Below are 26,758 nucleotides of genomic sequence, written 5' to 3' on the forward strand. Positions count from 1 at the left end.
AGTTGTAAGGTAATAGAATCAGCAGGCTCTGCCATTTTGGTTTCAGCATAACTGAAGAGGAACTGTTGATTTTCACGGAGAGTGGCGACTCCTACGGGATGAGCTTGCACGGAAAGCGCCATCTCGGAGTGAAAATCAACCTTTTAGGATAATCATTTAGCCTCTTTCTTCACCTTATAATGCATTTGCACCATTTGCCCATAGCGTTGTGTAGTTACTAACTCCAGATCTTGATATGGATTATTATCCTTAAACAATGGTATTCCAGAGCCTAATAGGTGCGGTGTAATCGTTATGATTAATTCATCGATCAACTGTTCCTTCATAAAGGCATCGAGAATTCCCGCTCCGCCAACCATCCAAATTTTAGAGCCTTTCTGTTCCCTTAATTTTTTCGTAAAAGCTACAACATCTTCATTCACAAACTCAACATGTTCGTTTTTACCACTTAGTGACGTTGTGAATACATAACATTTCTTATCAGGATATGGAAAAGATTCGATATGCTCTACGACGTAATCATACGTTCTTTTGCCCATAATAATGGTATCGATGGATTGATACATGTCGGAATAGCCATTATCCCCTTCTCCCTCTGCCTCATCTAGCCATTGTAAATCATCATTCTCTTTCGCTATAAATCCATCCAAACTTGTCGCAATAAATAAAATAATTTCTCGTGACATATTGTCATCTCCTTTTCTCTTTTGAAAAACTCATGAACAATATTTATAATAAACATAAAACATGACAACTACTGGCATAATTAAAAGAAAAGGTGAAAAAATAAAATGTCAAAAGCAAAACGTTTATTAGATATCCTTCTATTTGTTAGTGCAAAAAAGAAATTTACTGCACAAGAAATTGCTGATGAATTCAATATATCAATTCGCACGGTTCATCGATATATTTTAGATTTAAGCGATATGGGCTTACCTATTTACGCAGAACAAGGACGAAACGGTGGCTATACTGTCCTAACGAGCAGACTACTTCCGCCTATTTTATTTACAGAAGATGAGGCAGTTTCGATTTTCTTTGCCTTCCAATCACTTCATTATTACCGTGATTTACCTTTTAATACGGAAATTAAATCCGCTTCTCATAAGCTTTATAGCTCGCTTCAGAAGGAGGCGAAGCGGAAAGTGGATAAACTTCAATCCTACATCTCGTTTTGGAATCCTAAACGGGCTATTGAAACCCCTTTATTGAAAGCCGTTTTAGAGGCAGCTTTGGAAAACAAAAATCTACATATTCACTATGAATCCAAATCAGGGACAACAACGAAACATATTCATCCAATCGGTGTGTATGCGCATGATGGGTTGTGGTATATGCCCGCCTTTGATTTTACAAAACAAAAAATATTACTGTTTCGTGTAGATCGTATTCTTTCCATCGTAGAAAGCGAAGAAAACAAAGAGGAATTTTTAAATTTGGAGGAGTGGTTTGGCAGCACATATGAAAATAAACAACCCATTCGTTTACATGTTCTATTATCCAGAGAAGGTGTACGACAATGCAAAAGTGATCCAAACCTTGAGGATTTTGTCTTCATAAAAGAAGATGGTACAGGTTATATTGATTCCATTATAGACAAAGGTGAGCTTAATTTTATTAGCCCCCTCTTCTATCGACTGGGTATGCATGCTCAAATTGTAGAACCAAAAGAGTTAATCAATATTTTACAACAGCAAGCAAAAGGCATTTTATCTATGTATCCCGAAAATGATTAATGTTATATGACGATTTTGTAAGATTGGCGTAACATTCATCGTTACTACTTTGTGGTCAATTTCCTTATACTTTGTGAGTGAGGAGGAAATAAAATGCAACCAATTGAATTAAACAAACGAATTGATACATTAGATTATTTAAGAGGATTTGCTTTATTAGGAATTATTTTAGTCAATATTCCAGGACTATTGAGGATGGAACCACCAAATACATCTGTTGATATTACGTATAATAGATTTCTAACACTATTTGTGGAAGGTAAGTTTTTCACCATCTTTTCATTTTTATTTGGTGTAGGCTTTTACATTTTCATTTCCCGTGCAATGGCTAAACATGAAAATGCCTACCTATTATTTATTAGAAGAATGATTATTTTATTGATAATCGGACTTGTACACTTTTATTTCCAACCCGGAGAAGCATTAACCATCTATGCAATATTTGGGCTAATAGCGTTACCATTTTACAAAGTTCGGAAAGAAATAAACTTGACTATCGGGCTTATACTATTAGCGGTATCAGCTTATTATGGAATCAAAATTGTTATGCCGTTCCCTCTAATTCTACTAGGTTTAGCTGCTGGGCAGTATCGAATTTTTGAAAAGATCCATGACAATCGTAAAAGATTAGTAATCATGACAGTTATTATGTTCTTTATTAGCATAGGGGGATTGCTGTATCAATGGCATTATGTACCAGAGGCAATGGTGAACTTTGATCATATGACAGAAAGTGAATTGAATGAACATGTGACAAACTTTGAAAAGTTTGCGCTAATAGGTCTTCAGTTTAGCCCATTTGTTTCAGCATTTTATGTAGGACTACTAATGCTCTTACTGCAACTGCCTTTATGCCAGGTCTTGCTTTCACCATTAAAAGACTATGGCCGCATGGCATTAACAAACTATTTAGGGCAAACAGCGCTGATTTTAATGATAGGCAATGCCTTTCATCTTATTGGCAATATTCGTTTCATCCAATCTCTTTGGATTTGCATAGGCATTTACATTTTTCAATTACTGTTTAGTAAGATTTGGCTAAGATTTTTTAAATTTGGACCAGTTGAATGGTTGTGGCGTATGGGTACTTATTGGACAGTACCTTCATTGCTTAAATCTAAGGAACGCTCTTAATGAAAATACAGCTTATTGTTTTAGAAAATGACAAACACCTAACAGAAAGTTTTTCCCATTCATAAAATGGTAGTGTACCCAATTCGCTTCTATCTTGCTCATACCTTCGGCAAGAAACGCACCCCCATCATTTAAATTTTTATTTTGGTCACTTATTCATCGAAAAAGTGACCTTTTTTCTTATCAACATACTTAAATCCATTATGTACTGCACAAGACTCCCGAGGAATGCTTTCTGTATGGAGGAAAAGTTGATGGATAACAAAAAATCAAATCAGAATAATCAAGTTCCAAAATTAGAAAACCCAGCGGCCAAACTCGCAGTGATAGGTGGCGCAATTACTATCTTGGTGATGCCATAACTACGATTGCAGCAGGATTCGCGTTAGAAGAACAACTAAACGATAGCAATAGTCATAAGACAAATCCAAAAAATGCTGCGCTAAATAAGTAATAGCTACATAAATTACCCTCCACCATTCAAAAGAATTAAATAACCCAAGTGGACAAGTAATGGCTTTCTGAGACTAACTAAAGCTTAAAATGATAGACTTTTTTGTATGAAAAACCGACAAAACCATTATAGATTTTGTCGGTTACATAGCTTATTTAGCAGCCCAAATATCAATCTCTATTTTAATGTCAGGCAGACCTAATGCACTAATATAAGCAATCGTCATAGAAGGATAAGGATTTCCAAACATTGCTTCCCATTGTTGATAGAAATCATTCCAATCTATTTCTTCTGTTGCCCAAATATTGGCTTTCACCACATTGTCTGCGTTTAGTCCCTCTGCCTCTAATATTAATTGGATGTTTTTTAATGTGTTCCTAACCTGCTCTGTTAGTGATGATGGTATTTCACCGTTACCCCCAACGCCAATTTGTCCAGATAATGCATACATTGTTGCATCCTTAGGAATTATTGTTAAATGGCTGTAATTGCCAACAGGGCTAGGTACTTGGATCGGATTTTTGCGTGTTATTTTATTATTCATAGTTAATCTCCTCTAGGTTTTATTTTTCTAAAAAAAGGCAGACTTGTCCCTTAAAAACTCAATTTTAGAAAAAAACAGCAGTCGAGAACCCAATACCCATACTTAAAAAACGTATTGATCTTTTTTTCATTTGGATTCTCCCCCTTCACCTAAAGTTGCTTTCACATTACCATATTTTTCATAAACAATCAAATTTCTAATTTGTTATTTAATAATAAAAAGTGAATTATCACTTTTTTACTATTTCGTTACACTATCATTGCTCCATCAACTTTTACTCGTTTTCTCTTTAGTAAAAATATTCAATAACCCCAATGAATAAAAAATCACACTTGTCACTATTGCACTATAAAACAACACAGAAATTGAAGCTGGACCCCATACTTTCATAAATCCCCAATTAGATCCCCCTAATAAAATTTTTGGGAGCATAATTATAAGTGTTAAAACTATTGCTACAACTAAAGAATGTATGAATAGAAAAAAAAGTCCTTTTTATATTTAAAGATACTCTAATTCGTTGTTCTTTAACAATTTTTCTCAAAGTTGTTAGCAATAAGATGCTTAAAAACATCCCAAGGCCGACAACAAAAACGCATAGAAGTGTCACCGTTTTATCCAACTTTTGGAGGTTGTCGGAATGAATATTATTAACATTTTTCCCCTCCCATAAATCCATTACACCTTGACCTATGTCCGTTGTATAGCTTGAATTCATATTGGATAATATAGCTACTCCTAATTGTTCATCAGGCTGCATAACGAAATAAGATGTAAATGTTGGATTTTCACCGGCATGGAATATATATTGTTTTTTGTCTCTCTCCATAACTCCCCATCCACTTGCGTAGTATGTATCCTTATCGAAAGGCTCTACAGATTGATCAGGGATATGCGATTCTTGAATCATTTTTTTATCAATAGAATAAATTTGGCTATTTCCTAACTGTAACTTTAACCATTTTGCTATATCATTCGTGTTACTTATCATATATCCAGCAGGTACATTTCCACGATAGATAGGCGGTGTATACTGCTGATCTCTCATAAGTCCTATTTTATAACCTGATGCCATCTCATTAGATTTAACTTGATGCAGACCAACAAATGAATCATTCATATAAATTGGCTCTAATATATGATGTTTGATATACACATCAAAGGGCTGTTTTGCTACCTTTTCAACAACGAGTCCCAAAACATCATAATTAAGCGTTGCGTACTGAAATGAGCTACCTGGTTGTCGATTTAATGGCTGATCAAGTAATTTATTTACAGTCAACTCAAGAGCATTACTTTCGTTACTTTTTGGGATATCATATATAGAGTTATAAGGTATGCCACTTGTATGATACAATAACTGACTAATAGTAATCGACTGAGGCTCACCATTATATTTTAACTTAAACCATGGGATATACTTCTGGACATCATCAGAGCGTTTTAGCAACCCTTCCCTTTCCAATTGTAGAATAGCTAGTCCTGTAAATGCTTTCGATGTGGATCCTAGTTCAAATAATGTATTAGAAGTAACTGGTGTTTTTGACTTAACATCCGCGTATCCAAAACCTTTTTCATAGACCGTTTTCCCCTTCTCTACAATTACTAACGATATCCCTGGAATTTTACTAATTGCCCTTTGCTCTTCAACAAATTGTTCAATCTTTTGAATTTTTTCATCTGAGTCTGCTTTAACTATTGTTGGCGCTAAACTATAAAATGCTACAATCATAGCAATCATAAACATATAGATTTTTAACGATGGTTTCAATTTCATTTCTCCTTTAGCTGGGTATCAAGTTATAAATTCCTTAGCAACATCGTTAACTATAACAAGCAATTAGTACTGCAACCATCGTTTTGCATGACTAAAAACATCAGAACATGACAGTTTTGTAACGTATCATTCTTTTACAGTCAATCTATGTAGACACTTTTCGTTAAAGTGGACAACCAGACAGAAATCTTGCATTATCACAAAAAGACCAGGTACTCATTATAAAAATGAGTGCTGATCTTTTTTGAATAACTGTATATTTTAGCAAATGACCAGGCTCAACATAAATTGTAGTGCCTGGTCATTATCTTTTAGCGTACTATCATATTAGAAATTCAAAATCATTGTGTTATCGATGATTTTTAATAACAACCTCAGTTACAGCTAACGCTTTCCTTGGTTTAATATTATCCATGATAATATCCGCGATATCATTAGGGTCCATTAGGTTCTTGGTTTGTTCCTCTGAAAATATCCCGTCCCAAAACTCTGTTCTCATACCACCCATGTATACTGCACATACATTAATAGATGTATCGTTTAATTCTAGTGCTAGACTCTCTGTAAACCCTTTTACACCAAATTTACTCGCACAATAAACAGATTCCGTTACTTTCCCTTCTTTACCAGCTGTAGAAACAATATTTACGATTGTTCCTTCATTACGTTCTTTCATACCTTTTAGCACTTCTTGTGTGCAAAAAATTGTGCCTTTTAGATTAATATCAATCATTTGTTGAACTGAATCTTCACTCAAGTTTTCAGCATAATCAAAATAGCCAACCCCAGCATTATTAATTAGTAATTGAATGGATCCAAATTCACCTTGTATAGATTGAATTATTTGAGCAACCATTTGTTTTGAGGAAACATCAACCTCATAAATAGAATATCCATGAGTTAAAGTTTTAGCCGTTTTTTCAAGCTTTGATTTCGTTCGCCCAAGCAAACAAACGTAATAGCCTAAACCCGAATATTTTTTAGCAAGTGCTGCACCTAATCCACTACCAGCACCAGTTATAACAACGATATTTTTACTCATATTTATCATCCTCTCTCGCAGTTAATTATACCAGAATAGGAACTCCTATCAATAAACGACCGTTGAATATTGTAATAACATCACTTTTGCCCTATTCAATTCATAAAAACTAGGTGAAGCATCGACTATAACATGTACTGTTACCCATCTCAATGGCTCATTTATTCAATTTACACATTTTTTATTGATAGCAAATTGATTAATATATCTAAAGCATTTCAATAGAACCTTCATATTATGAATATGTAATCTGTAGATTATAAATTTATTATTTTACAGGAGGGAATTTTTAATGCCTTTAACTACTGGTCCAATTGAAAATACAGGAAATCTACCAGCTAATGCAACTAGCGTCCGTGTCATAATTCTTAATCTTACTGGAGGCTTACTTACAGGGGCAGTCAGAGTTTTTAAACTTAACGGTACAAGAAAATTATTATCAACAACTTCCTTTAGCGTAGATGCGAATGCTTCTACTTCTGTAACTCCAAGTGTGGGAAATGCTACTCAATTTGAAGTTGAAATTGTTCCTAATCAAACTGGCGGATTATATAGCGTTTATGGAAGAACAGCTTCAGGTGTTCTCATTACTGCCCAAAGGTTTCTTCATTCAGAACTAACAGAGATTTTTTAATTGTAGGAACAAACCTTTAATAACTTTCTTCGTTTAAAGTAAATCAATTATGCCTCGGCATAAAATGATTTTCATTGACACAATTGTTTATCAACAACATGGAAAGTCATTCATAAAAATGAGTGACTTTTTTTATTGTTAAAGAAACTATAGATTCTGAGTTGGAATAAACGAGTGGGTAGCACATTTGTTCTTTTGGTTTTAGTACTGGATTGACGTATCTCAAACTTCGGCATCTCCTGATCAAGTCACTTAATCTTTTGGAGAGTTCCTCTCTAATTTTTATTCAATACGATGCATATACGTTCCTAATCCATCCCTACTTATATGTCAACCAACACTTTTTTGTCATTTTTTGGGTATGCAAAACATATAATATTATATTATTAATTTTCAAGGCATAATTTCATCGGATACAGAATATAATTCTGGAGGGTGTTAAATGAATACAATTAAATCTTTAATTTTCCCCCAAGACTTGACTAGACTAAATAAAACTCTACTAAAAGAGGTTTGTCATAAAATGACTCTAGAATCAACAGGTAATGTAAATGATTTAGCAAGTAGAGTTTGGGATGCTTTTGAACATATAGAAGATGATGTTTTTAAAAAGATAAGCAATAATATTTTTTCTGGACCAGTGTCTTTAGCTTGGTATCAAACTACAAATCAAAATGGTTTAACAGGACTTAAACAAAGTATTATTGATAAAATGCCCTTTAATCCTTTCGAAACAGTAATTACACCAAACAGCGAAAGTGTTCCCATTGAACCTACAATTATTGCTGCTGCGGGAATCGAAAGTTCACAAGCATATTATTTAAGGTTTATTCATAGAACTGGGGTAAATGTTGATTACTTTTTAACTAACCGTAGAGAATACATTAAACATGAAATTACGACAGTTTATATTGATGAAATTAAGGGAATATTAGAAGTACGAGCAAGTTCAACTGTTGCAAAGAAAATTATTGCTGAGTTAGCTAAAATAGTGGATATAAAATACGAATTCAAACAGTATGATTTCTTAGAGAAATATGGTGGTTCTCTTGAGCCTTTAGCTGATGTTCTTCAAGGAAAGCTTATTGATGCTACAGGAAGACCAGCAGGATTAGTAAATACATTTGAAGAGACACAAGGTCAATCAATTGTGAGTATACTTTCTGCCATTGATGAATACTATACTAATGGTGAATTGTCCGTGCTTGAGCAAAACTTAAATAGCGAGGATATTACCGGTATTTTAGAAACAACACCTTTTACTTTGTTACTTTTAAGTGGTCTTGAAACAATAGGATTAGGTAGTATTAGAGAACTAAGGGGGTTACCATTATACAATTATTTAGAACCTTACCTATCCAAACAAAAAGGATCAATACTATTTGAACATAGTGTTGGTGGCGTAGTACAAGAATATTCTATTCGAATCGGCATAACCACGAAGACATTTAAATTCAATGTATTTGCGTCTGAACATGTATTGGATTATATTAGAGAAAAGTTGATTTAACAAATTTATTCTGCGAGGTAAAATGTGTGAGCAATTTAAAGCCATGGGAAATTTCTCAAAAAATAGATAATGCACTACAAGCAATTGCTATAAGTGAAATTAGTAAATTTTACCATAGTTATATTGCAAAAATAACTAACTTACCTCTTGGAGTAGTTATTGATAAATTAGCTGAACTAGAAAAACAGGAAGCGCTTGTTATAAAATTAGAGTTCCATTGCGAAGAATGCAGTAGAAGTATATTAACTGCTAATAAATATGATCTGGGAAATATTGATTCCATTACTTGTAAGTATTGTGGTACAGAAAACTGTTTTGATCCTTTAAACGCTATTCCAATAATTGAATTAAGTGAGGATTTTAAACAAAGTTTTTCAAAAAAAAAAATAATAACAAAAGGGCTAATGTCGGGTTAAGTAAACAAAATAAACCTGAGAGTTTAAGAGAAATTATAGATATTTTAGCAAAAGAAAATTCTAGTCAATTATTAGATAAAGTTTCAAAAATTGGGCAAGTAACTATTTTTTTAGGAGATGGTTATATGGGTGAATCTAGTAAATATGGTGGTTTAACTTTTGGAGAAAACAATGGTAATATAACTATTGAAAACAATGGTACACTAAATCAAGGGATAGCTTGCCAATCTGATGATATGATCAATGCTTTACGACAGCTTCACGAGGAAATTCAACACCTATCAGATGAACAACGAGATATTGCAGAAGCAAATTTCGAACTACTTCAAACTTATATAAACAAAGGTGATAAAGAGAAAGCTAAGAAACCATTAGAGAAATTAAGTAGTTTACTAGGTGTTATTAGCTCTATTGTATCGATCGCTTCTGCCCTAGGACTTGGAATCCCTTTAAAATAATAATTCAATTAAAGACCAAAATTAGTCTGCACCCCAATTGTTAGTCACATCTAACAATTGGAGGTGCAGTTTTATATTTGTATCCCCTAAAACCTTGATATATAAGCGTTTGTAAGACTATCTAAATATATTGTGTTCATAAATGCATATAAATTATAAAGGTTTATCAATTTTTAAGAACGTGGACATAAAAGCTTTTAAAAATGACAGTTTACTTTAGTGACCTTCATTTATGGTATTAAAGGTAAATCAATTGAGGTACATTTTGGGTAGTAAAATATGATGTTTTGTACCCCACTAAAATGAAACTTTTTGTAACTAATGCCGGGCGAGTGTATGTAATCTTTACCTTAAGTAATCACTTAATTTAAAGAAAATTAAGTAAAAGTCACTCATTATTTTTCACTTTGAGTGACTTTTTAATAATAAGTAATCTGCGAATACCTATTAAGCGTAGTTTTATTATTTTAATAGTAACAAAAAAGCAGCTATCAATTGATTTCATCAGCCGTTTCCAATATTGATTCTATTATTACCTCGGGTTGGTCATACATTACGGAGTGACTACTATTTGGAACTAAAACGAATTTACTATTAGTGGATAAATTGGTCAATCGTTTTTGAGAATCCTTCCATTTCTTGTTAAGGTCACTCGCCTCTTGTTCTGAGAACCCTAATTCTACGGCCATTAATTCTACATCAATTGGTGTGACAATCGTTAAAGGCTTATCACCTAAAGATTGAGTGTCTTTCAGTAATTTTTCAGAGACTTTTATTTCCTTAATTTCTTCACCTAATACTTTAAAAAACGGAGCGTCCCAATGGACATTTATATATTTTTCTGCGGAAATGTAATCAGGTATAGAATCTGAAAACATATTTTTTCCTATTAGTCGTACTATTCCAATTTGAGATAAGATACGATTCATAGTTTGGTCTTGTGTCTCGAAAAACTTGTTATTATATTCTGTAGCTTGTTCTGAAAAATATTCATTTCTTGAATCAACAAGAACTAATCCAGATACCTTTTCTGGGTATCTGTCTGCAAAGAGACGAGAATAAATCCCGCCAACAGAATGACCAACTAATATTACAGGTGTGTCAATTTTAGAAGATTCGAGAATTTTACTTAAATCTTCAATCGTAGTGTCGACAGAAAATCCATTGGGAGAAGGGTCACTCCATCCATATCCTGCTCGGTCATATGTTATTACTTGGGTATGCTTTGATAATTCTTGCTGAACATTTGACCAATCATAAGACCAAGAACCTGTTCCTGTTTCAATTACAACAGGTGGTAGATTCGTTTTGATTCCTTGGATATTCATATGTATTTCTCTATTTCCAACATCAACCATCTGTCCATCTGGTGGGAATTTGTTTTTAACATTTTTATAACTGATTAATTCATAAAGAAATCCCGCGATCAATGTAAGTGAGACGACAGTAATAAAAACCAATCCTATCAGCTTCAATTTTCTAAACAGTTTGATAATAATCGAATATTTAATCTTCAAACTACCACATCCTTTCACTAACTCTTTAACACTTGCGACCGTTTGTCTGTTAAATTGTACTATAAATCAATATCATTTATTCTAACATTCAGAATTTTTAAAATAGTTATTTATTTCATTAACGGAAAAGCAGCCTAATGAAGAGCATAACCAATTCTGAGCTGTAGCGTGTGACGACGCTGCGGCTTTTTCTATGTTATAATTTACATATAATACATAATGAGGTAACTGAATGGACTTACTAAAAGATGAGGTAACTAAATGGACTTACTAAAAGCTTTTGCATCTGGTGGATTAAGCGTGCTATATATCATACTGCCAGTAATAATACTAATGGCTGTTGAAATCGGATGTATCGTTGTTTTTTCGTCAATTTTTGAAAAACTACTCCCCAACAAAATTTATAAATCCCTTCTAGTCTGCGTGGCTCTAGTTATTTTTTACATTTGGGCTGTGCCAATGGATTTGGGATTTTTAAATTTTTTTAGAGCGATGTTTTAATCGCTCTTTTTTAGTTTAATCCTTAAAGTGTGCATTAACTTTTAGGATTATCTGCAACTCGTTCCCAACGATTAATCCCCATCGTAAAGAAGAAATAACATGTTAAATAAATTAAGTGACACTATTTATTAATTATCAAATCAAGATGATAGAGAACGACCAACATTAGGATTGGTGTGTGGTGACCAATATAGTCTAATTATAGATTCTGGCTTACGCAATTCTCTTAACTTTAGCAACTACTGGTATGCGTAAGGGTGAATTAGCAGCTCTAACTTGGAAAGATATAGATTTCGAAAGCAAAATAATTGCTATAACTAAAACACGCGATGAATATGGAATCCCAAAACTCGTAATAGCATTCGCACTATCCATATGAGTGCTGAACTAGCAGAGCAATTAGAAGGTTTTAAATCTTGGTGTGTGGAATCAAAGAAAGTATATGGTAGCCAATTAGAAGATGGTGATTATGTATGTATTACTGCGAACCTTGAACCAATAAGTAGTAGTTACATTGTGCAAATGTTCAATGCTATAAAAAATGAGCATCAAATCGAATGGTTTTCTGCCCATATATTGAGACACACTTTTTTGAGTATTTTAATTGCAGAAGGCGCTGCTATTACAACAGTGGCAAAAACAATTGGAGATACACCTGAAATGGTGATGAAAGCATATGCACATTCACTTGATGATGAAGAATTAAAAGCTACTAAAATTCTTTCATCCTTAATAAAACTCAAGTGAATCTATTTTTTATCCAAATTTGGGGTACAAAGTGTTTTTGTACCCCTAAAACCTTGATATATAAGCGTTTGTAAAACTATCTAAATATATTGTGTTCATAAAGATAATCATAGGAAAGATCGACGAACAAATACTCATGCTCGTTAATAGCAATCGAAAATGTCCTTGTAATTTCCCCTGTTTCAATATCTCGATAAAGCTCTGAAATTTCCCCGCTTTGATCGTTACGCATTTTAATGATTGTTTGTAAGAAGTATGGACGCCAACTCCAGTTTTTATTGATGGCTCTTGGCTGCAACTCCCACTGACCATCTATTCGCATCACGTTTGGGGATAGTTGGAAGCCATCTTCATTACAAATATATAATCGGAAAGAATAACTATCCAATAGCTGTGCCAAATGCTCTAAATGTGTGATGTTGTCACTAGAAGGTTTAACACGATGGACAATTGCTTCTAGCTCTTCTCGCAATTTTTTCAGCTCAAAATATTGCACCTCTAGCATTTTCTTTTCAGAGGTAATAAATTGCTGGCACTCCTCCTTAAAACGCTCTTTTAAAATATCCTTTTCTACAAATGTCATTGCAGGATTTGCCAAGTACCGTCCTTGATAGAAGCGGCCTCCATTTTTCCAGGCAAACTGTAATTGATAAACAGTTTCGATTCCTTCAAATAAGAGGTTTGCGCCAATTTTATAAGCAAGGCTACCTATTGCTGATATCATATCTGACTGTGCAGACCAAGAATCATAATTTAAATCTTTAATATTGACCTTTAAAATTTGTGGGGATAATAGTGCAATGTGCTCTAAATGACTCTCCGCTCCCACTTCTTGAACGGCAATTTTCATACCGAAAGTCGTAAAATAACGTAGCGCATGATGCAACTTATGAATGTCTCCTAGAAAACGATGCTCAGAAACTACTAATACAATACGATGTAAATCTTCTTCACTGATATATTGTTGAATAATATTAAAGTGACTTTCTCCAAAATCCTGCATCAGCAAGTTCGGATTACTCGGAATATAAATATCAATATCTGGTGCGATTTCTTCTATTTTTTCTAATGCAGCATGTAGAATTTTATGTTCCATGTCAATACGATATTCTTCTGGAATATCTTCATTATTCACAAAATCTTTTAAATTAATTTGTTGACCCTCAATTTGTAACTGTCCGGAAATTTCGTAGGCAATCACCGTATGCGCATCCGCGCTAAATATAGGTTGAAAATACCCATGTAATTGATCTAAATTTGTTAACACTTCAATTGCGTCCATTGTAGAAACCTCCATACATGATGTTATTCAAGAATAACATTACATTCACAGCTCATTACATGAAAAAAGCTCTCTGACTGTATAATAATTTGTTTAAAGTAAATTGGCAACTTCACATGGCGTAATTTTATGGAAAAAATCTGTTTTAAAATTTAACAAACTTCCACCTAATAGTTGCTAAAACTAATCAGACCACAATAAATCCTTTACAGGTTCTCTGCACACCCCTGACACTAGAATTACCTTTATTTGATGCAAAGCGAAGTTATTTTTATCTGATAACACACTAATACATTAAAACACATGGCTATACCTATCCGCATTTTTCTGACAATTCATCACTAATAACGACTTTTTCGTATAATAGGTTGCTTAGGCCCACTTATTTTATATGCATCACACTAAAACATGTATTCGCTGAATTTTTCATGTATTGCTGTGTAAAAAAACTTCGTCAGAATTCCTTTATCACTATAACTTATGCAACTATTTAAAGCGACTGCCGTGATAACTAGAGATTTTCATCCCATTTCCTTCAATTATTCAGTCGTTCACCATTACTTTAGATGATTTTATTTTTATGTTGGCGCTTCCCCTACTACTTATAGTAAAAAAAAGCAGTATTCCTAAGGAGAGATTATATCCAACAGGAATACTGCTCATGACTATTCTGACATAAAGAAATACCAAATAATTGCGATTGCAATTAATGATAAGACTACAGCAATTGTTACACGAAGCGGTGAAATTGGAGCATCCCCACCTACTTGACCCGTTTGTCCATTTACCATAAATTGGTAAATTTTCTCTTTGTAGCGGAATGAAGAAAGCCAGATTGGTAACATAAGATACTTGTATGTAATATCATCATGTGTTGTAGAGAAACGTAAATTGGATACAACATCTGCATTCTTTTCCCAACGGACTTTTGAAGTAATCTGCGCACTTAGATGATCATGAATTTCTCTCTTTGCTTGGCTCCACCCGTCCTGCAAACCAATACTATAACGTTCTGATAAAAAACCAGTTACATATTCTGGCTTATAGGCTTTATTATTGAGTAAATTAAATGGCTCTATTTTCCGCATCATATTCCGATCATAACGTGTTGTCGCACTTATTAAATAATCGTCAATAAATTCCTGGTAAAAACCACTTGTGGAATACCAATCTGTTTCAGTTCGGGTATTTCCATCTTTATCTGTAACTGTGCGATGTCTACCGTATTTTGCGGAATACCTTGAGCTTGTTTTAGTGTCAAAAGTCCAATAAGGAAGATAAACCCCTTTAAACGAATCAGGCTTTGCACTATTTTTTGCTGCTTTCGGCGTAAACCATCTTCCCTTAATCCATCGTTGGAAATTATCGCCCGCTTGCTTATCTGTTATTTCAAATGCACATACCCCGTTTGGTGCTAGTGTGTTTTCAGCACTTGCTTCCATAACCTGATTATAGCCACAGTATGGACAGCTATCGGCTACCTGTAACGCATCATAAATCGTTTCTGCCGCACAGGCTTTACAAATAACTGTTTTTTTCTCAACACCCCAATTAAAATTCCCACGTTCTTCAGCCTTTGCAAAATCCATTTCCTGGGCAATTTTTTCTTCTTGCTCTTCTGGGGTTGCAATTTCAGTCTCATAGCCACAATAAGGACATGATAGCTTTCCAGTTGCTGGGTTAAACTCAATGGATGCACTACATGATGGACACTCAGCGTCGAAATCAAGCTTTACTTGTTTGACATTTTCAGCATCTTGCGTTGTCATCACTAGTCATCTCCTTACTTAACGTCATTTTCATCAAACACATCGCCACACTCTGGACAGAATTTTGGTGGGGTCGCAGGATTTTCTGGCTCCCAACCACATTTATCGCAAACATATTGTAATGCTTCTGAAGGTTTTTTAGCACCACATTCGCTACAGAATTTACCTTTGTTGACAGTACCACATGTACATGTCCAGCCCTCTTCGGCAGGTTTTGCTATGCCACAGTTTGAGCAGAATTTACCAGTGTTTTCATTACCACAAGCACATTTCCATGTACTTGAAGTCGCCGCTGTTTGTCCTTGCTGAGCCGTCTGTTTATTTTGCTCATTCATTTGGTAAAGCTGTCCTGCATTAACACCGCCTGCTTGTGTTGCCATGTTCATTCCCATAAATCCTGCCATTGCTCCACCATCATTGTTTGCAGCTGCAATCATTGCTTCCGCCTGAGCGCCTGTTAAATTAGCCGCAGCCATACCTGGATCACGCATAACAGCATTTCGTTGCAATTGTTTAATCATTGCTTCATCTTCTTCAGATGCTTTTAAAGAACTAATGCCAAAGGATACAACCGCTAAGCCACGAGTTGCAAGCCACTTCTCTGATAACACTTTATTAAGGGCATCCGCCAGTGCAACTGTATGTGCAGGAATTTCGCTATAGCGTACCCCACTTGCTGAAATCTGTGCGAAAGCTGGCTGTAACGCAGTCATCAACTCCGTTTTTAATTGGCTATCGATTGCATCTCGTGTAAACTCGCGCTCTATGTTTCCACAAACATTTGTATAAAATAATAATGGATCGACAATTTTATATGAATATTCGCCATGACAACGTATGGCAATATCAATATCTAGGCCGATATTACGGTCGATTACACGGAATGGAATCGGTGCTGGTGTCCCATATTTATTGCCTACAATTTCTTTTTTATTAAAATAGTACACACGCTGATCTTTTGCAAGCTCTCCCCCAAAAGTGAAGCGTTTACCGATCTGCTTGAATGTTTCCGTAATGCCTTCGGACAAATCATTGCCATACATAATCGAAGGCTCTGTTGATGTATCGTAAACATACTCACCAGACTCCGCTGAGAACTCGACCACTTTCCCTTGCTCGACAATCATCATACATTGACCTTCATTTATAGCAATAATGGAGCCATTACTAATAATATTGTCATTGCCTTTATTTGATCCTCGTTTAGAAGTACGTTTAACACCCTTTTCTACAAGAACATCCGCTGTGAGTGACTCACAATAGAAATATTCACGCCATTGATCTTCTAGAACGCCCGCTAAAGCGCCGACTCCTGCTTTTAATAAACCCATATTTATTCCCACCTTCAACTATATACTTAAGTCTTATTTTATCACTTAAAATAATCTAATCATTATGTAGTACGCATAAAAAGGACAATTTGTTTCATTTTTTTTAACTTCTCTATAAAAAAGAGATAGCTCCATAGGAACTACCTCTCTTGTATTTAGTACTATATTTTTTTTAGTGGATCATATCGTTTCTTAAGAAAATGCAGAAATAGCAACAAGTATCCAGGCAACAATAAATAACAGACCGCCGATTGGTGTAATCGCTCCAAGCTTTTTAACACCTGTAACGGCTAATACATATAAACTACCGGAGAAAAACACAATACCTGCCAACATTAAATAACCTGCCCAGGAAAGCATACTAGATGCTCCTAAAAGGGCATCACTCGATAAAATACCAAGTCCCAGTATACCTAGTGAATGATACATATGATATTGCACCGCAGTTTCCCAAATAGCCGCATAGTGTGGTGACGCAAATTTATCTTTTAGTGCATGAGCCCCAAAAGCACCTAGCACTACACCAAGACAAGCCATAATTGCCCCTAAAGCTAATAAAATTTCCATATATACTTCTCCTATTTCGTTTCACATGCGATTTCTTTATATTTCGCATCCCATGCTGGATCAATTTTACTTAGGGATACCGGACGTAACGTATCTTTGTGCGCTAGAATATGTACTGACTGAGCAGTTGCCGCAATCGTGCCATCTTCATGTAAAATTTCATAGCCATATGTTGTACGTAGACGATCGTGCTTTTCCACCCATGTACGTACCGTCGCCACTTGGCCATAATGCATAGCCGCCTTATAAGAAATGGATAAATCCATCACTGGCGATACATAACCCTCTTTTTCTAATTCCGCATACTCAAAGCCTGCATCATTTACTAGCTGGGAGCGTCCAATCTCCATCCAAATAATATAGTTCGCATGATACACCACACCCATTTGGTCGGTCTCAGCATATCGAATTTCTATTTGTTTCTCACTTACAAACATTTTCTTCACCTCGTCATTCATTATAGCGTAAAAATATTGATTTAGTGGGGTTTTTGCTCTACTGATTTTTGTGAGATGAAAAATAATGACTCCATTAATAGTGATACTTAATTAAAGTTCAAATTTATTCAATATATTCCTTTACACCATATAAACTCATATAAACTCTTTTAATTGGGGTACTTTCTGGGGTACCGTTATTTTAAACAAAAGATACAAAAGCATTGAGCAGGTGCAACAATACAAAATCTTCAGGGCTCAAGCCGCTTCATACATTTTTATTGTTTCCATTGTCCTGTTGACAGGGAGCAGTTCACAAACGCTGCAGCTTTTTAATTTTCACTTCTCAAAATTTCATAATCTCATTTAAATAAAGAGATTATTGCTATAATCCATACTCCTATCACAAGTAATAAAAACCACCAGCCCATAAACGTTTATGATTTGTTAGTACTTCATAACATATATATTTACCCTTTAATATGTTCATTTCTAAAAAAACCAATAATTGAAATAATCATACCTATAACAGATACAATTAAACCTAAAATAGTGCCCTGTGAATATCCAAGTCCATTTGAATTGAATGCTATTTCTATAGTTAACCCAAAAAGAATTATTGCAACACCAAAATGCAAAGTCTTCAATTTTCAACACCTCCACATGTCTTAAAAACGAACTAACCACCTTTACTGATACTACCTTATTATACAATATATTCAAAATTTCATCTTTTGTATTGTTCTGTGGAACTTGGAATGTTGTCCTCGTAATACAGCCCTTCTCTGTTTAATTCTTTTCCATTTCAATTGCAATTTCTCAGACCAATAAGCGCATTTGCTGTTTAATTTACGTTCAAATATATCGCTATCAGGGTTGTAATAAATTACAGGTGTTGTTGGCCCACTTTTGGACTCGATAAGTACCAAAGTCCACGTTTCGAATTGTACCATTTCATTTTGAGCTTCCATTAAAATCTTCATCGCGTACTGCACAATATCTTTCGATTAATCATACTCATATTGTTCAATAAAATTAAGGAATTCTCTGCTTTGATTCAAGATGCCATTTTAAAATAGAATTTATTAAAAGTCACTCATTATTTTTCAAATGAGTGACTTTTTAAACGTTCTATTATAATTTCTTCCACCTGGTTTTTTAAGCCTGATTTGTGTAACGAAACACTTCAATATCAATTCTTTTATTTAGAATTTTAGAATTTATTAAAGGAAAAAAAGTCACTCATTTTATTTATGAGTGACTCAGACTGTCGACAAAAGAAAACGTCTCTATATGAAAGCTAATTACTATTGTTTATACCTTTGAAAGCTTCAGTTTGTTCCTTAATTCCTTTTTCTGCAGCAAATCTTTCAATACTAGATGCACCAAAGAATCCAACAATCCCATCTACTCTATCAATAATATAAGCAGCATCTCCCGGCTCTGCAATTGGACCTCCATGGCAAATTGCTAATATATCAGGATTTATAGACTTACCAGCATTAACAATTTTTTGGATTCGATCGACACAGTCGTCTAAAGTTAAGGCAGTTTGTGCACCAATAGTACCTTTTGTTGTTAATCCGATACGAAAAACATATACATTTCTTAAAAAATGTAAACATCTCTACTGTGACACAACTTTTATCTTCCGACTTTCGTTTTTGTGTCTTCCTTATTCTCCGAGTCTGATTTCGCCGAAGCTACTGCCATTTAGTATGACTCTCAAAGGCTTAAATTCCGCAGTATCGTTGTTAACATTTTTATATTTGTATATATTTTTCTTGTTCACACGAAGGCGCAACCCTTCATGCAGTCTTTCTCTCACGAGTAGACCTCTTATGCTTTCACATAAGCGCAGACTATATCTTCATCTTATCTTCTAATAAGAGCCACATTTTTCTTCCGCCATTCGCTTGCGGTTTTACTCTCCCTCAAGGAGATAGTCGTTGAACGTCTTCCTTGTCTCATTAGAGATTTAGGAGTTCGCTGCTAAACATCCATTGCCAAAGCACTTAGCGCTACCGTTTTCCGTTGTCACGACGACCCTTTACGGACACTGAGTAATTTTTTTCAGCTTATGCCATCCTTGTTGTTTTTTTTGCTTTCGCACCGTTACGTCTGCCGTTTCCAGCTCCGCTTTGGTCACAAGGCTTTAGGAGTTAAAAGCAATTAACGTGGAGTTCGCACCAATCGCTTGATACGAAGGGTATTCTGTTATAAATCTATGCTTCTATACAGATTTGTATAGTTTGTCTAAATTTGTCGTAACAGTTTAGTTACCCATGTGAGCCACTAAAATATCTGCACCCGCTTCAGCCATTTTCTTTGCTTGCTCTTCATCGAAGACATATGGAGTAGTTAACATATCTAATTCATGTGCTTTTCTTATCATATCTACTTCTAAATCATAGCCCATTCCTGTTTCCTCTAGATTTTGACGAAAAACACCGTCAATTAAACCAACTGTAGGAAAGTTTTGGACGCCACTAAACCCTTGATCTTTCAGCTGCTTTAAGAAAACTTCCATCACTTTAAAAGGATCTGTTCCATTAACACCAGCTAGAACTGGAGTATCTTTTACAACGGGTAATACCTCATTACCCATTTCAACAACTATTTGATTAGCATCACCATAAGATAATAAACCAGCTAGTGAGCCACGACCAGCCATTCTATAACGACCTGAATTATAAACAATCAACATGTCGGCTCCACCAGCTTCACTACTTTTAGCTGTAATTCCTGTACCAGCGCCAACGCCTACAAGAATATTTCCTTTATTGATTTCTTCTTTAAAACGATTCAATATTTCTTGTCTCTGTAACATTATCATTTTCCCTCTCTTTATTTTCTATTAATTCAATTAATTTTTCCGCTGCAGCTAATGCAAACTCTTCACTATTTATATCCGTATTGATTTCTATCATTTCTACTTTACTTTGGTCAACATTTTCTCTTAATGTATCAAATAACATTCTGTCTTCCTCTAAACCGTAGAAAGGCTGCCCTTCAACATCAAGACCTGATAGCCCTTTTAGCGGTAAAAATAACGCCGTGTAGCCATTAGCTAAAGATAATTTTTCTGCAATTACTTCACCTATTTGTTTGTTCTCTTCAACGGATGTGCGCATTAAAGTAACTGTTGGATTATGCTTATAAAATTTTCGTCCTTTAAATTTATTAGGGACAGAATCAAATGGACCAAAGTTAACCATGTCTATTGCACCCACCGACACAACTTGAGGAATCTGTTTTTTTGAAGCTGCTTCTAAACGATGCGGGCCAGCTTTCAATACACCCCCAATTAATTCATCAGCCCATTCTGTGGTCGTAATGTCAAGGACACCATCTATAAATCCGTTAGCTATTAAATTCTCCATTGTACGACCACCAACACCTGTTGCATGGAAAATTAATACCTCATATCCTTTAGCTTCTAAGAAATCTTTAGCCTGATTGATACAAGGTGTTGTCAGCCCAAACATCGTTGCAGCAATAAGAGGCTTTTTTTTCACGATCGTTTTATTTTCAAAGTTAAGCATACCTGCTATCGCAAATACTGCATTCGTAAATATTTTTGTCGAAATTACATTTAATCCAGCAACATCTACTACTGAAGGAATCATAATAATGTCACTAGTTCCTACATATGGCTCCGTATTACCAGAAGCGACAGTTGAAACCATCACTTTAGGAACACCTATTGGTAATGCTCTCATACCAGTTGTTACGATAGATGATCCTCCAGTACCTCCAAAGGAAAGTACACCGTCAAATTTACCTTCTTCATACAGTTTCGGCAAAAGCAATTCCATCCCTTTTGCAAGAACTGCTGTTGCATTTGCGCGATCTCTTTTTGCAGCAATTTCCTGTATATTCTCTTCAGCTGCAGCCGCTACTTCAGCATTTGATACGTCAGGCTCAAACGTTGGGTTAAAAACACCTGTATGAATCGTGAAAGTATTGAAACCTAACGATTCTATCAACTCTTTTACATATAAATATTCTTTTCCTTTTGAATCAAATGTTCCAGCCAAAGCAATTGTTTTCATATCAACTCTCTCCCTTCTTGATCTTTAAAACATCAAATAATCACTTAAGAAAGCGGTATCATTTATTACTCCATTCCATAATAACGTTTTCTTTCGGGAGAGTTAATGTGTTTATGTTCTAAAAACTTGTCTCTTTGTTATATTATCAATTATGCCTTGGCATAATTGCGTCTGGAATCGGCTTTGTGCTTGCACAAAGAACTCCTTTCCGATTCCATGACATCCGCCGGAGGCTTTAGGCCAACACGAAGTTGGTCACTCAGTCGTGTGTTGCTGTCGCTTCGCTTTCGCACAGATAAATTGCCACAGGACGTGGCGTTCTTAGACTGAGTTCCTCTATTTCAGCGGGTGTCCAAACACCTGCTGAAAGAAGTTAAATAGTTTTTAGGTGACACACCTTTATATTTTTTAAATATTTTACTAAATTGAGTATAGTCTGGATAACCTACCATTTCTGCGATATTATTTAACGGTATTTTTTCCAATTTTAGTATTTCAATTGCACGATTAAGCCGAAAATTAATAAGATATTGTGTAAATGAGACACCCATCTCTTTTTTAAATAAAGTGCTTAAATAAGAACGAGACAAATTTAATATTTCTGCTACTTCATTCAATGAAATTTCATCCATATAATGTAAATTGATGTATTTTTTTATAAAATTAATATAATCATCTTGACTTCCCAAACCATCAGTAATTTTACTGATTAATTCATCGAACTGAAAATCGTTCGTTTGCTTAAAGGATTTCGTAATATGTATGAGAGCCTGTTCATTGGGAATCCTTTCAAAAACAGAACCTCCGATATAACCCATAATCGTAGTATCATCATACATATATTGAACATCTATTGGTTTATTAACCGGGCCTCCATAAATCATTTTAATGATGTTAGGATTCAGTTCATTACATTTATTAAATATATTCACTGCCATCCTTTTGGCAGCCTGTAAAGATAAAATCTTTTTAGCACCTAATGATCCACCATTCGTTAAACCTAAGTGAACACAAATAATATCTGCATCAGCTTCTACCATCCTTATAGCTTGCTCCTCGTTAAATACAAAAGCTACAGTAAACAATCCCTTTTCACTAGCGAGACGAATAGCTTCTACCTCTTTATCATAAGAAATACCTTGTTCTTCTAATGCTTCTCTAAAAAGCCCATCTACTAGACCAATACTTGGATAATTATTAATGCCTGCAAAGCCTTTTTTCTTAATTAAATCGATGTAGTTATCTAGATCAATTGTTGGATCTGTTGCACATAAACCAAAACAAACAGGAATTTTTTTTATCATAGGAATGATCTCTTTACATGCAAAATCCATGACAACTTCATTACTATTTGCATACGGTAAAAAACCAGCTAATGAACTTACCCCCATTAATCTGAATCGTCCTGAATTTAGAGCCAAAATAAAGTCAGCGCCACCTTGTTCTGCGTATTTAGCTGTCATTCCAGAACCAGCGGCAACGCCTAAAATATATCTATTTTTAGTAATTTGTTTTTTAATATAATTTTTTATTTCATACTTCTTATCTTGCATTTCCTCCATATAATTTTCACCTCTACTACTACATTGTTTAGTCTTCAGTAAACCGTTCACCCTTTTAGTGTAATGTACATTATCCCTTAAACAAAAGCTATAAATGTCTACTAGTCTCTACTGATTTTATAAGGTGAAGTAAATATACTTGTATTGTGATTATCAATATTTTCCTTAATCAGTTGTTTAGTCTAGCCTTCAGGACAAAAAAAACACCCTTTTTAATCAGAATGTTTTTCTAAAATTTATTATTTGGAATATCTAAAACACAAGAAAATGTACCGACAATTTTCAGTCTCAAAGCTTAAATCTCCCATAATCTTTTTACATCGACCAATTCTTGCCCATCAAATTCCATTCTGTATATGTCTGGCTTTGTTGTATGTAGTAAAAAGTTCAAATCATATCTACTATCATAAAACCCCATCATTAAAGTCATAACAGCCCCATGTGTGCCAATTACTACTTTCTGTCCTTGATAGGTGTTTAATAATTCTTTCAGGACTTTTATAGCACGTTTCTGGCAGTCAGCATTTGACTCCCCTCCCTTTAAAGCATAAGCTGGGTCAGAAAATGACTTTTCTAATAAAGGGAATAATTCCTTGTCAGAAATTCGCTTATCTCCAGCAATAAATATTTGCTCTTTAAGATCTTCAAATACAATTACCTTTTCTATTTAATTAGCTACTTTCTGAACAGTTAGGATTGAACGACTATACGGGCTTGAAATAACAGCATCAATGCCCTCTTTTTGTAGAATATTAGTTATTCGTTGAGTGTCTAATCTACCTTTTTCAGTTAATTCTCTAGTTCTCTCATTTCCGTCTTTTGGTGAATCACCGTGTCGCACCATATAAATGAATGTTTTCATAATGCCTCCTATTGTGCTTGAGTTTTTGACCTAAACCATTTACGTGACGAAGCTAAAAATCGATATTGCTCGGAAGAGTTTCTACTGTTCATCCACTGATATTGGTAAGACTGTAGAATATTTAACTTCTCTTAAAGATAAGTTAGTTTGAATGCGGGATATGCCAAGCCTATTTAATTTTCTTATAAAGCTATTTAATTCTTTTCGATCCCTAATAACAACCTTTAAAAGATAATCATACTCTCCCGTTAAACAATGACATTCTAATATTTCTGTCATTGTTTTTAAGGTATTTTCCAAAGCTTCTAATTCCTTCGCTTGGTGAATATTTGTACTCATGAAAACATAGCAGAGTAAATCGAATCCCAGTTTCTCATGATTTAAAATGGCAACTTGTTTATCAATAAATCCTTCACTTTCTAATCGTTTTATCCTTGTATGTGTCGCTGGTGGGGATAAATTCACCCGTCTCGCTAGTTCTGCATTACTGATCTGAACTTCTCTCTGCAAGATATCTAATATTTGAGTATCCACACTATCTAATAATCTTCTTTCGAAATCTCTCATGCTATTCTCTCCTTTTTTTATTCGAAATTTCAGCTACATTTGACAATCATTATTAATTTTATTCTGTAAAATCCTTTTATTCTTACTATTATTTTGATTTTTATTCATTATACAAAATATTACACTGCCAAATAAGCAAAAATGTTATGATTCTTTTATCAAAACTCGATTGTACATATAAGAATCCAAGGAGAGATAGTGATTTGAAGAATATCTATGTTCTATTAATGCTTTTAACCAGTTTACTTTGGGGAGGCAATTTTGTAGTTGCCAAATCGCTTGTTGAGCATGCCTCTCCCTTAACATTGACGAGCTTAAGATGGCTCATTGCCGTCGCCGTACTTCTTCCTATGGTATGGTGGAAAGAAAAAAGATTGCTTCCCTCTCGAGATGCCCTTCTCCCTTTATTGTTAATGGGCATTACAGGTGTGGTATTGTTCAATATTTTTCAATTTTTAGCATTGGAAAGAACTACATCGACGAATGTTGGCCTTATTTCAACATTAAATACTATTTCAATTGCGATTTTTTCATTTGTTTTTCTAAAGGAAAAGATTAATATACTTCAATCACTTTCAATGCTACTTTCGCTGTTCGGTGTTCTTCTCGTACTTTCAAAGGGGAACATCAACCTATTATTGTCTTTTCATTTTAATTTGGGTGATTTATGGATGCTTGCAGCTGTATGTGTATGGGGAATTTATTCCGTCTGTAGTAAATGGGCAATGAAAACTACCTCACCACTAATGTCTAATTTGTATTCAGGAATATTTGGACTTCTTGTACTATTGCCGTTTAACCTTAATGATTTTACCATTTCTAATGTTAATCATTCTTTTATACTATCCCTTTTATATACAGGGTTTATCTCCACTGTCGTTTGTATGGTACTTTGGAGCATTGGTATTCAAAAATTAGGGGCTACAACATCCGGTGTTTTCCTTAATTTCAACCCGATTTTCACGGCACTTTTAGCGTTTTTATTTTTAGGAGAAAGCATCTCTTGGACTCAAGGGATTGGAGGATTGATTGTTATTATAGGCTGTTATTTATTTTCACATTTTAAAACGAAAACAACTTATCTAAATACATCCCTTTCAAATTAAGACTAAAACAAAAAAGTGTCAACACAATTAGTTACACTCTACCGAAGTTAAAGTGAATTATATTTTTTCACTTTTAAAGGAATAGATATAACATATAAATCTATAGCATAAGTGCTAATCGTAATCCCTTTACCTTCTTCCGTAAATTTTGCTTGAAGAAACTGTTCTGAAACTTTTCTTTTTCCCCATTTTTTAGGGAACCATTCAAATCCTAGAAACATAGTATTGATCACCTTAAAGTATTTTAGAAGATACCAACTTTATAAGACCAAGACGATAATTAGAACTGCATTCCAGTTAGTACTTACTAACTGGAATGCAGTTAATTTTATGAGCGCCTAGTTTAACTAGCTTTAAATTTATACTTGGTTCTCTCATTATTTTGGAATTAATTTTATTTTAGAATAAATTTTGGTGATTTCAAAAAAAAGAATTCCAATTTACACCTTCGAGCTCTTGATCTTTTTTGAGCGTTCACTGTCTTGTTGATAATGAGGCAATTCCTTTCCCATTTACCTTTGTGCATGGGTTATACTTTATATAAGGTGACGACTGAAAAAAATGTACGAGGTGATATGAAGATGGAAAATTGTTGTAGTAGCAGTAAAAAAAATATTAATGAAAACACTATTATTTGTCCCTCTTGCAAAAATAAAGCTAAAAATGTACAGTTAATAACTCAAACTTCGCAGACTGAAATCGACAAATAAGCCTTGATATAATTAGGAAGGCTGGCGATCCATTGCTGAA

General features: G+C 34.4%; 25 protein-coding genes and 4 pseudogenes. 11 read left to right on the top strand and 18 right to left on the bottom strand.

Annotated features, from left to right (window positions below; translation table 11 throughout):
• Positions 1–152: 152 nt before the first annotated feature.
• Entirely contained in the window at positions 153–686 is a 534-nt protein-coding gene (locus tag AN161_RS01290) for a dihydrofolate reductase family protein (protein WP_053592571.1), read from the bottom strand.
• Positions 687–791: 105 nt separating this feature from the next.
• Between AN161_RS01290 and AN161_RS01295 the strand changes: the two genes are divergently transcribed.
• Together AN161_RS01295 and AN161_RS01300 are read left to right on the top strand one after the other, a co-directional pair.
• Positions 792–1,736, top strand: coding sequence for a YafY family protein (locus tag AN161_RS01295; protein WP_053592572.1), 945 nt, complete (start codon positions 792–794; stop codon positions 1,734–1,736).
• 93 nt (positions 1,737–1,829) lie between these two features.
• The gene (locus tag AN161_RS01300; RefSeq protein ID WP_053592573.1) at positions 1,830–2,870 is read left to right on the top strand and encodes a DUF418 domain-containing protein; all 1,041 of its coding nucleotides are present in this window, start codon (positions 1,830–1,832) and stop codon (positions 2,868–2,870) included.
• 605 nt (positions 2,871–3,475) lie between these two features.
• Here AN161_RS01300 and AN161_RS01305 read toward each other — a convergent pair.
• From AN161_RS01305 to AN161_RS01315, 3 genes are all read right to left on the bottom strand, one after another.
• Positions 3,476–3,868 carry a RidA family protein gene (locus tag AN161_RS01305; RefSeq protein ID WP_053592574.1) on the bottom strand — a complete coding sequence of 131 codons (393 nt, stop codon included), beginning with the start codon at positions 3,866–3,868 and terminating at the stop codon, positions 3,476–3,478.
• Positions 3,869–4,268: 400 nt separating this feature from the next.
• Complete coding sequence (locus AN161_RS01310; RefSeq protein ID WP_241774463.1) at positions 4,269–5,639, bottom strand: serine hydrolase domain-containing protein; 1,371 nt, start codon at positions 5,637–5,639, stop codon at positions 4,269–4,271.
• A gap of 355 nt (positions 5,640–5,994) precedes the next feature.
• Positions 5,995–6,687 carry an SDR family oxidoreductase gene (locus AN161_RS01315; RefSeq protein ID WP_053592575.1) on the bottom strand — a complete coding sequence of 231 codons (693 nt, stop codon included), beginning with the start codon at positions 6,685–6,687 and terminating at the stop codon, positions 5,995–5,997.
• Between the two features lie 292 nt (positions 6,688–6,979).
• Between AN161_RS01315 and AN161_RS01320 the strand changes: the two genes are divergently transcribed.
• From AN161_RS01320 to AN161_RS01335, 4 genes are all read left to right on the top strand, one after another.
• Complete coding sequence (locus AN161_RS01320) at positions 6,980–7,321, top strand: hypothetical protein (RefSeq protein ID WP_053592576.1); 342 nt, start codon at positions 6,980–6,982, stop codon at positions 7,319–7,321.
• A 442-nt stretch (positions 7,322–7,763) separates the two neighbouring features.
• Positions 7,764–8,831 (top strand): hypothetical protein, encoded by a 1,068-nt coding sequence (locus tag AN161_RS01325; protein WP_053592577.1) that lies wholly within the window; start codon positions 7,764–7,766, stop codon positions 8,829–8,831.
• 26 nt (positions 8,832–8,857) lie between these two features.
• Positions 8,858–9,247 carry a hypothetical protein gene (locus AN161_RS01330; protein ID WP_053592578.1) on the top strand — a complete coding sequence of 130 codons (390 nt, stop codon included), beginning with the start codon at positions 8,858–8,860 and terminating at the stop codon, positions 9,245–9,247.
• Positions 9,248–9,372: 125 nt separating this feature from the next.
• Positions 9,373–9,705, top strand: coding sequence for a hypothetical protein (locus AN161_RS01335; RefSeq protein WP_053592579.1), 333 nt, complete (start codon positions 9,373–9,375; stop codon positions 9,703–9,705).
• A 491-nt stretch (positions 9,706–10,196) separates the two neighbouring features.
• Here AN161_RS01335 and AN161_RS01340 read toward each other — a convergent pair whose 3' ends face one another.
• Complete coding sequence (locus AN161_RS01340; protein ID WP_053592580.1) at positions 10,197–11,222, bottom strand: alpha/beta hydrolase; 1,026 nt, start codon at positions 11,220–11,222, stop codon at positions 10,197–10,199.
• 261 nt (positions 11,223–11,483) lie between these two features.
• On the opposite strand from AN161_RS01340, the gene AN161_RS01345 reads away from it, so the two are divergent.
• From AN161_RS01345 to AN161_RS01350, 3 genes are all read left to right on the top strand, one after another.
• A complete protein-coding gene (locus tag AN161_RS01345) occupies positions 11,484–11,723 on the top strand; it encodes a hypothetical protein (protein WP_053592581.1) in 240 nt (79 codons plus the stop codon).
• A 220-nt stretch (positions 11,724–11,943) separates the two neighbouring features.
• Positions 11,944–12,102 carry a tyrosine-type recombinase/integrase gene (locus AN161_RS30910; RefSeq protein WP_277815915.1) on the top strand — a complete coding sequence of 53 codons (159 nt, stop codon included), beginning with the start codon at positions 11,944–11,946 and terminating at the stop codon, positions 12,100–12,102.
• The gene (locus tag AN161_RS01350; protein ID WP_277815916.1) at positions 12,084–12,470 is read left to right on the top strand and encodes a tyrosine-type recombinase/integrase; all 387 of its coding nucleotides are present in this window, start codon (positions 12,084–12,086) and stop codon (positions 12,468–12,470) included. The genes AN161_RS30910 and AN161_RS01350 overlap by 19 nt, the downstream gene beginning before the upstream one ends.
• Before the next feature lie 76 nt (positions 12,471–12,546).
• Here AN161_RS01350 and AN161_RS01355 read toward each other — a convergent pair whose 3' ends face one another.
• From AN161_RS01355 to AN161_RS01405, 12 genes and pseudogenes are all read right to left on the bottom strand, one after another.
• Positions 12,547–13,752, bottom strand: a complete 1,206-nt coding sequence (locus AN161_RS01355; RefSeq protein ID WP_053592583.1) for an EAL-associated domain-containing protein — start codon at positions 13,750–13,752, stop codon at positions 12,547–12,549.
• Between the two features lie 665 nt (positions 13,753–14,417).
• Positions 14,418–15,521, bottom strand: a complete 1,104-nt coding sequence (locus AN161_RS01360) for a TFIIB-type zinc ribbon-containing protein (RefSeq protein ID WP_053592584.1) — start codon at positions 15,519–15,521, stop codon at positions 14,418–14,420.
• A gap of 14 nt (positions 15,522–15,535) precedes the next feature.
• Complete coding sequence (locus AN161_RS01365) at positions 15,536–16,852, bottom strand: SPFH domain-containing protein (RefSeq protein ID WP_053592585.1); 1,317 nt, start codon at positions 16,850–16,852, stop codon at positions 15,536–15,538.
• A 192-nt stretch (positions 16,853–17,044) separates the two neighbouring features.
• Positions 17,045–17,419, bottom strand: a complete 375-nt coding sequence (locus AN161_RS01370) for a DUF423 domain-containing protein (RefSeq protein ID WP_053592586.1) — start codon at positions 17,417–17,419, stop codon at positions 17,045–17,047.
• Between the two features lie 11 nt (positions 17,420–17,430).
• The gene (locus tag AN161_RS01375) at positions 17,431–17,856 is read right to left on the bottom strand and encodes a thioesterase family protein (protein ID WP_053592587.1); all 426 of its coding nucleotides are present in this window, start codon (positions 17,854–17,856) and stop codon (positions 17,431–17,433) included.
• 470 nt (positions 17,857–18,326) lie between these two features.
• Positions 18,327–18,503 carry a hypothetical protein gene (locus AN161_RS29340; protein WP_158002946.1) on the bottom strand — a complete coding sequence of 59 codons (177 nt, stop codon included), beginning with the start codon at positions 18,501–18,503 and terminating at the stop codon, positions 18,327–18,329.
• A 653-nt stretch (positions 18,504–19,156) separates the two neighbouring features.
• Positions 19,157–19,450: pseudogene (locus tag AN161_RS27220) on the bottom strand (phosphoenolpyruvate hydrolase family protein); the annotation flags it as partial.
• Between the two features lie 687 nt (positions 19,451–20,137).
• Positions 20,138–20,692: pseudogene (locus tag AN161_RS01385) on the bottom strand (phosphoenolpyruvate hydrolase family protein); the annotation flags it as partial.
• Positions 20,652–21,911, bottom strand: coding sequence for a Tm-1-like ATP-binding domain-containing protein (locus AN161_RS01390; protein ID WP_053592589.1), 1,260 nt, complete (start codon positions 21,909–21,911; stop codon positions 20,652–20,654). The pseudogene AN161_RS01385 and the gene AN161_RS01390, both read right to left, overlap by 41 nt.
• A gap of 341 nt (positions 21,912–22,252) precedes the next feature.
• Positions 22,253–23,473 (bottom strand): phosphoenolpyruvate hydrolase family protein, encoded by a 1,221-nt coding sequence (locus AN161_RS01395; protein WP_241774464.1) that lies wholly within the window; start codon positions 23,471–23,473, stop codon positions 22,253–22,255.
• A gap of 295 nt (positions 23,474–23,768) precedes the next feature.
• A pseudogene (locus AN161_RS01400) lies at positions 23,769–24,335 on the bottom strand (histidine phosphatase family protein).
• 81 nt (positions 24,336–24,416) lie between these two features.
• Positions 24,417–24,902, bottom strand: coding sequence for an Lrp/AsnC family transcriptional regulator (locus AN161_RS01405; protein WP_053592590.1), 486 nt, complete (start codon positions 24,900–24,902; stop codon positions 24,417–24,419).
• A 203-nt stretch (positions 24,903–25,105) separates the two neighbouring features.
• Here AN161_RS01405 and AN161_RS01410 point away from each other — a divergent pair, with 203 nt between their 5' ends.
• The gene (locus AN161_RS01410; protein ID WP_277815914.1) at positions 25,106–26,008 is read left to right on the top strand and encodes a DMT family transporter; all 903 of its coding nucleotides are present in this window, start codon (positions 25,106–25,108) and stop codon (positions 26,006–26,008) included.
• A gap of 47 nt (positions 26,009–26,055) precedes the next feature.
• Here the strand turns inward: AN161_RS01410 and AN161_RS30080 are convergent, their stop codons facing one another.
• Positions 26,056–26,229, bottom strand: a complete 174-nt coding sequence (locus AN161_RS30080) for a hypothetical protein (protein WP_198926827.1) — start codon at positions 26,227–26,229, stop codon at positions 26,056–26,058.
• Positions 26,230–26,589: 360 nt separating this feature from the next.
• Here AN161_RS30080 and AN161_RS31235 point away from each other — a divergent pair.
• Positions 26,590–26,688 (top strand): annotated as a pseudogene (locus AN161_RS31235) ((2Fe-2S)-binding protein); the annotation flags it as partial.
• Between the last annotated feature and the right edge of the window lie 70 nt (positions 26,689–26,758).

This window comes from Lysinibacillus sp. FJAT-14222 (genome assembly GCF_001278875.1).
In the GTDB taxonomy this organism is placed as follows: domain Bacteria; phylum Bacillota; class Bacilli; order Bacillales_A; family Planococcaceae; genus Lysinibacillus; species Lysinibacillus agricola.